The organism is Paenibacillus algorifonticola, from assembly GCF_000971975.1.
GTDB lineage: Bacteria > Bacillota > Bacilli > Paenibacillales > Paenibacillaceae > Pristimantibacillus > Pristimantibacillus algorifonticola.
On sequence record NZ_LAQO01000039.1, the window covers coordinates 69,248 to 75,271 of the forward strand.

6 protein-coding genes are annotated in these 6,024 nt (G+C 47.8%); all 6 read right to left on the reverse strand.

Going from position 1 to position 6,024, the window contains the following annotated elements; all coding sequences use genetic code 11:
- Positions 1–3: 3 nt before the first annotated feature.
- The 6 genes from WH37_RS28560 to WH37_RS28585 all read right to left on the reverse strand — a co-directional run bounded on the left by WH37_RS28560 (position 4) and on the right by WH37_RS28585 (position 5,551).
- Positions 4–1,059, reverse strand: a complete 1,056-nt coding sequence (locus WH37_RS28560) for an ABC transporter ATP-binding protein (protein WP_046234064.1) — start codon at positions 1,057–1,059, stop codon at positions 4–6.
- A gap of 15 nt (positions 1,060–1,074) precedes the next feature.
- On the reverse strand, positions 1,075–1,863 hold the full coding sequence (locus WH37_RS28565) for an ABC transporter permease (RefSeq protein WP_046234065.1): 789 nt from the start codon (positions 1,861–1,863) through the stop codon (positions 1,075–1,077).
- A 4-nt stretch (positions 1,864–1,867) separates the two neighbouring features.
- Positions 1,868–2,689 carry an ABC transporter permease gene (locus WH37_RS28570; RefSeq protein WP_046234066.1) on the reverse strand — a complete coding sequence of 274 codons (822 nt, stop codon included), beginning with the start codon at positions 2,687–2,689 and terminating at the stop codon, positions 1,868–1,870.
- 44 nt (positions 2,690–2,733) lie between these two features.
- Positions 2,734–3,675 carry a nucleoside hydrolase gene (locus tag WH37_RS28575; RefSeq protein ID WP_046234067.1) on the reverse strand — a complete coding sequence of 314 codons (942 nt, stop codon included), beginning with the start codon at positions 3,673–3,675 and terminating at the stop codon, positions 2,734–2,736.
- 119 nt (positions 3,676–3,794) lie between these two features.
- Positions 3,795–4,889 (reverse strand): ABC transporter substrate-binding protein, encoded by a 1,095-nt coding sequence (locus tag WH37_RS28580; RefSeq protein ID WP_046234068.1) that lies wholly within the window; start codon positions 4,887–4,889, stop codon positions 3,795–3,797.
- Between the two features lie 308 nt (positions 4,890–5,197).
- Positions 5,198–5,551 carry a hypothetical protein gene (locus WH37_RS28585; protein ID WP_046234069.1) on the reverse strand — a complete coding sequence of 118 codons (354 nt, stop codon included), beginning with the start codon at positions 5,549–5,551 and terminating at the stop codon, positions 5,198–5,200.
- Positions 5,552–6,024 lie beyond the last annotated feature (473 nt).

A 6,024-nucleotide genomic window follows, 5' to 3' on the forward strand; every position in this document is an offset into this window, starting at 1 on the left:
TGATTAATCAACTAAAACCAGCTTTTCCGGCGGAACAAGCAAGCGGATGCGCTGTCCATTCTCAAAGGGACTGAGCATTTCCTTGTTCACCGTAAATTCTCCAAGCGCGGTTTCGACAATGTATTGATAGCTGCGGCCCAAATAAGTGCTTACCTTCACGGTGCCGTCCAGTACGTTTGGCCCCTCGCTGATTTCGTTCTCTGTTCCTGCCAGCAAGTCATCGGGGCGGATAGCGCCCTTCATTCCGGCAGACATGCCTGGAACCTTTTTCGCGCGGAAGGGCAGTCCATTTACTGTCAGCAGTACAGCATCGCCATCAGCTTGTCGTTCTGTAAAGGTAATGAAATTGTTAAAGCCGATAAAACGGCCAACAAATTCCGTTTTCGGATACTTGAAAATAACCGATGGATGGTCGAGCTGCTCGATAACGCCTTTATTCATCACGGCAACTTTATCGGAAATCGAGAAGCATTCCTCCTGGTCATGGGAAACGTAAACGGTCGTAATGCCCAGCTCCTGCTGAATCCGGCGGATTTCTACCCGCATATTAACCCGCAAATTGGCGTCCAAATTGCTGAGCGGCTCATCGAACAAGAGCAAATCCGGTTCAATCACGAGTGCGCGGGCAATGGCGACACGCTGCTTTTGCCCACCGGACAGGGCACCGGGGAAGCGGTCCTCGAAGCCATGCAGGCTGACGATTTCCAGCATCTTCATGACGCGTTTTCGAATCTCATCATCCTTCACTTTGCGAATGCGCAGCCCGAAAGCGACGTTTTCGTACACGGATAAATGAGGGAATAGTGCATAGCTCTGAAAAACGAGCCCAAAGTTGCGTTTATTAATCGGCGTCCGTGTATAATCTTTGCCTTCAAAGCGGAAGGAGCCGTCCTTGGCATCCAGAAACCCGGCGATTAGGCGCAGCGTCGTCGTTTTGCCGCAGCCGCTTGGCCCAAGCAGGGAAAGCAGCTGTCCTTTTTCCAGAGACAGGTTGAAATCCTTCAAAATATATTGCTGGTCATAAGCGACCGATATGTTATCCAGCTGTAGTAAGGCCACAACGTCAACCCCTCGTTATCGTTTAGTGAAATAGGATAGCCCAAGCAGTCTCTCAATCAGAAACATGATGACTGCGGTGAAAATCATCAGCATGACAGACAGGGCGGCAATCGTTGGATCAAAATAATTTTGCACATACGTCAGCATCTGAATCGGCAATGTACTGATTCCCGGACCAGACATGAAGATCGAAATATCGACGTTGTTGAACGATTCCAGAAAGGCGATCAGCACCGCGGCAATGATGCCGGAGCGGATATTGGGCAGCACGACCTTGAAAAAGGTTGCGAGCCTGCTGGAGCCAAGGCTAAGCGATGCTTCCTCAATGGCAAAATCAAAGTTGCTCAGGCTGGAGCCGATGACCCGGATGATGAACGGCAGCATAATGACGGTGTGCCCGATCAGCAGCGCGGCGTAAATCGGTATATGCAGCGATATAATAATGAACTTGAGCAAAGTAAAACCAAGTACAATGCCGGGAATGAGCACAGGCGAAAGGAAAATCGCATTCAGTGTATTTTTGCCCCGGAATGACCCTCTGCTTAAGGCGTAAGCCGCCGGAACCCCGAGCAGCAGCGCCAAAAAATTGCCGAGAAGGGAAACGATGACGGAGGTTTTGAAGGTGCTCATGAAGAGCCCAACTTCAAATACATTTTTGTACCACTTGAGGGAAAAGCCCGTCAGCGGAAATTTCAGCACAGTGCTTGGCTCGAACGACGCAATCGCAATCAGAATAAGCGGCCCGAGCAGAAACAAATAGACAAGAAACGTGAACAGTGTAAGTCCATAGCTTTTGTTTTGCATCGTTCTACCCCTTCGGATTAAATTTGGCCGCAGCCTTATTCATGATTGCGATCACGACGAAAGTAATGATCATCATCATTGTCGCGATAGCTGAAGCCGCATTCCAATCATTCAGCGTAATGGCGTTTTGATACAAAAAGGTCGAGATGACGCGCTGCTTGCCGCCCAGCAGGGCAGGCGTTGTATAGGCAGTCAAGCTGCCAACGAATACCAAAATGCTGCCGATAATAAGGCCAGGTATGCTTAATGGCACGACGATTTTACGGAAGGCAGAAAAACGGGAAGCGCCAAGGCTTTGCGCCGCTTCTACCAAATCATGATTGATGTTCTCCATTACGCCGACCAGAGTAATCAGAATCAAGGGCAAAAACAAATGAACCAGACCAATAATCATGGCAGTTGGCGTATACAAAATGCTAAGTGGCTCTTGAATAAGACCGATGCCCATTAACGCATTGTTGATGAGCCCGTTTTTGCCAAGCACGATCATCCAGCTAAAGGAACGTACTACCGAGCTTGTCAGCAGCGGGAAAATAGCCAATGCCAGCAAAATGCTTTTGCCGCGCGGCGGGAGCTTCGAAATATAGTAGGCAACCGGGAAGCCGATTGCTACGCAAATGATAGTCGTCATAAAGCTGACAAGCAGGGTCGTGCCTAAAATTTCAAGAAAATAAGCATCCGTTAGAAACTGCGTATAATGGGAGAACGTAAATTGGCCGTTTTGAAACAGGGTGGACCCCACGGTAGCCGCAAGCGGGAAAATCATAAATAGCGTAAGGAACAGCAAGCCAGGCATGAGCAGCATATATAAATATCGTTTTTTCATTCGTAGATTCTCCTGTCTTTATAATTACCGCAGGATTGAGCTGGTTACTGTTCAGTCTGGCTTAGCGCGTTGACGAAGCGTGCCAGAAACTGCTCCGCGTCCACTTCCAGACAGACATCGACGTTAGGCGCGCGCTGCAGGCGGTTTTGAAAATCGCACACGGTTTGCCCATCGCATAGCTCGCTTTTCGTCTCGACATCGACATAGTAGCGCTCCGAAGTCAGCAGCTTAGGCCATATTGCCGCGGCTACGGCCAAGGGATCATGCATGGCGCATGCCTGAACGCCGTTGCGCTCGTAATAGCGCAGCATGTAATCAGCTGTGCTTGCTGCGACATATTCGGCGAGTGGACTATCGCCCATGGAGCGGATATGCTCATCCGTCAGCAGCGCACGCCGCGTTACATCAAGGCCGACCAGGCGCAGCTTTGGAAAGCCTGCTCCAAGCACGAGCTTTGCCGCCTCCGGATCGACGAACATATTGTATTCGGCCGTCGGTGTCACATTGCCGAAGCCGCGGACGACTCCGCCCATGATGACAAGCTCCTTCAGCTCATGCACTATCGCAGGGTATTTGCTTATAGCAAGCGCCACATTGGTCAAGGGGCCAGTCGCTACAAGCGTGATTTCGCCAGGATACTTTTGCACCTGCTCAATGAGGAAATCAGGACCGAAGCTGTCTTTGCGTATTCGTTCGGTGGAGGGGATAACCTCTTTCAGCGCACCGCCAAGTCCGTCTTGTCCATGTACGCGATGCTCGAATACCGGCTTGCGCATAAGCGGCGCGTGGGCTCCGCGGATTACGGGCACTGTATTATTTTTCGCCAAATCCAAAATCTTGCACGTATTGGCTGTTGCAGTATCTACGGATACGTTGCCATTTACCGTGGAAATGCCGAGCAGCTCAACCTCGCCGCAGCGCAGCGCGAGCAGAATGCCTAAAGCGTCGTCGATGCCAGTATCGACGTCCAGCATTATTTTTTTCATGAAGGGAGTGCTCCTTTCGAAGGTTGCTTTGGCATTGTGATAAAAAAGAGCAGGAGGCCACCAGAAAAGAAGCGGCTGCTCCTTGCTCTTTTTATGAGAGATTAACGTGGCGCTATTGTTTAGCGTGCTACTTCACGGTTGAAACGGTCAATCCAGCCTTTGAGATTTTGATTGACGAACGCCATATCAAGCTTGCGCAGCTTTTCTACAACATCGGCTCCATAGGTGATGCCTTCCGCTTCCTCTGCTGTAAGCTTTACATTGGTGTTGACCGGGGAATCAATTTTCGCTTTGGCCGATTTCTCCTGTACCTCTTGGCTAAGCTGCCAGTTGATGAATTCCTCAGCTAGCTCCTTGTTTGCGCTGCCTTTAACTACGTTCATCGTATTAATTACGGCATAAGCTCCTTCAGATGGAGCAACGAATTTAACGGTCGGCACAGCTGTTTTCAAATCTTTAATGTACATTTCCATAATAGGGCCAGCCGCTGCTTCGCCTTGCGTGAACATATTAATGAACTCGGAGGTTTGGCCGTAATATTTCACGACGCTGCCATTCAGCTCGGTTAATTTAGTGAAAGCTGAGTCCTCATTAAAAGTATCCCCGCCGCCAACGACAGACGCCGCATCCACAACCATCGGCCCGCTTGTCGCCGTAATATTAGGAAGAATAAGCTTGCCTTTCAGTTCAGGCTTCCAAAGGTCGCTCCACGAGGCAATTTCCGTGCCGATAGCCGTAGGGTCGTAAGCGATTCCGAAGCGTCCAACCGTATAAGCTGGTCCGTATTGCTCGCCATTTGGCGCTTTAGCAATATCATATACCTGCTCAAGATTAGGAATTTTGCTGCGATCGATCGTTTCGAAGGCATTCGCTTCAATACCTTGCTGCGCATAATAATCGGACAAATAAATAACATCTATATTTGAGCTGCCTTGAAGTACCTTGTTCAAGCGCTCCGCGTTGTTGCCGATCTCCACGACGATTTCGACATTGTGTTCTTTTTCGAAAGGCGCATATACTTCTTTTTTGAAAAAGTCTTCTGAGAAGCCCCATGTGGAAACTACGAGCTTTTTGGCTGCTGTACTGCCTGTATTTGTAGCTGCTGAACTTTCCGGGCTTGCCGCTGTATTGTTGCCACCAGTGCTGCCGCAGCCTGCCAATACCATTGCCGCCAGCGAAAATGCGAATAATCCTTTTGCCCAACCTTTGTTCATTTCATCGTCCCCCAAGTTATCAAATTGTTGTTTGTTGAGAAAAATAGCCAAAATCCCACATCTAGTGTTGCGTACCCAGCTGGATATTATTCCGGCTGTGGCGTGTTTGCTGCTATCGCCTCCTTTAAGTAATAAACAAAGATGATTACTGCTGCTTGCTAGCATTAAAATTTTATAAAAAAAGGAAGGCGCCCCGGATAGAAAAATCTCTAACCGGAGCGCCTTCCTCTGTAAACAAAGTCTGGCGGTATCCATGTTCGTAGCGCTTGCGGCCAGTCCTTAAGATAAATCAAAAGGAAGGGGTCGCCTCAGCGTACGGCTTCAGTATTTAAAATAATGTTCGTAACAGCCCACTGTGTTGCCGGATCATAATCCCGAAGCAGCACTTCGATATGAAGCTGTAAATCATTCTCGAGCCGTTCCTTCAGCTTCTTCTTGTAGATAGAAGACATATAAAAATCGACTTCGTATTTCAAATTAGGAGCCTCGCCCTCCAAAATGGTGGAGCGGGGTGAGCGGCGATGCCTTGCGTATAACGTAATCGTACCGTTATCAACGGCTGTTCTGAGCAAGGTTGTGCCAAACCCGAACAATTCTTTGGATACTTCGTTGTAAATGTGGCTGAGTTTCTTCTTAAATTCACTTGAGTCTATTTGAAGCATATCGTCACCTTTACTATGGCGTTAGAATTTCTAACATGATGATTGCTACAACTAAATAATACATAATAATGCGGAAGTGCGCAAGTCACTTTATTGTTCGGATTTTTCCAGCCTTAGAGGGAGGGGAATGGCTTTATCTAAGCAATGTTTGGAAAGAGTAATCCAATACCCGAACATTGATGCTCCAGTTCCGACTGTATGAGCAGCTCTAGTGAATAAAATAAATATATGAATGCTACTTGCGGGCAAGAAAGTAGACAGGAGTTCCGTTTATTAAAGTTTTAAATTTAAAACTGCAATCATTTTTAGGGTGTTTAAAATAATTACTTCATTATAGTGAGGTATTATGATCGGCAGTTTGAAAGCCATTTTTAAAAAATATTGAAAAAGGTAATAATATTTTAAAAAAACACTTGCAATCCTGTAGGCACCCGTGATATATTATATGAGTCGCCGCTGAGACATACGGCAGA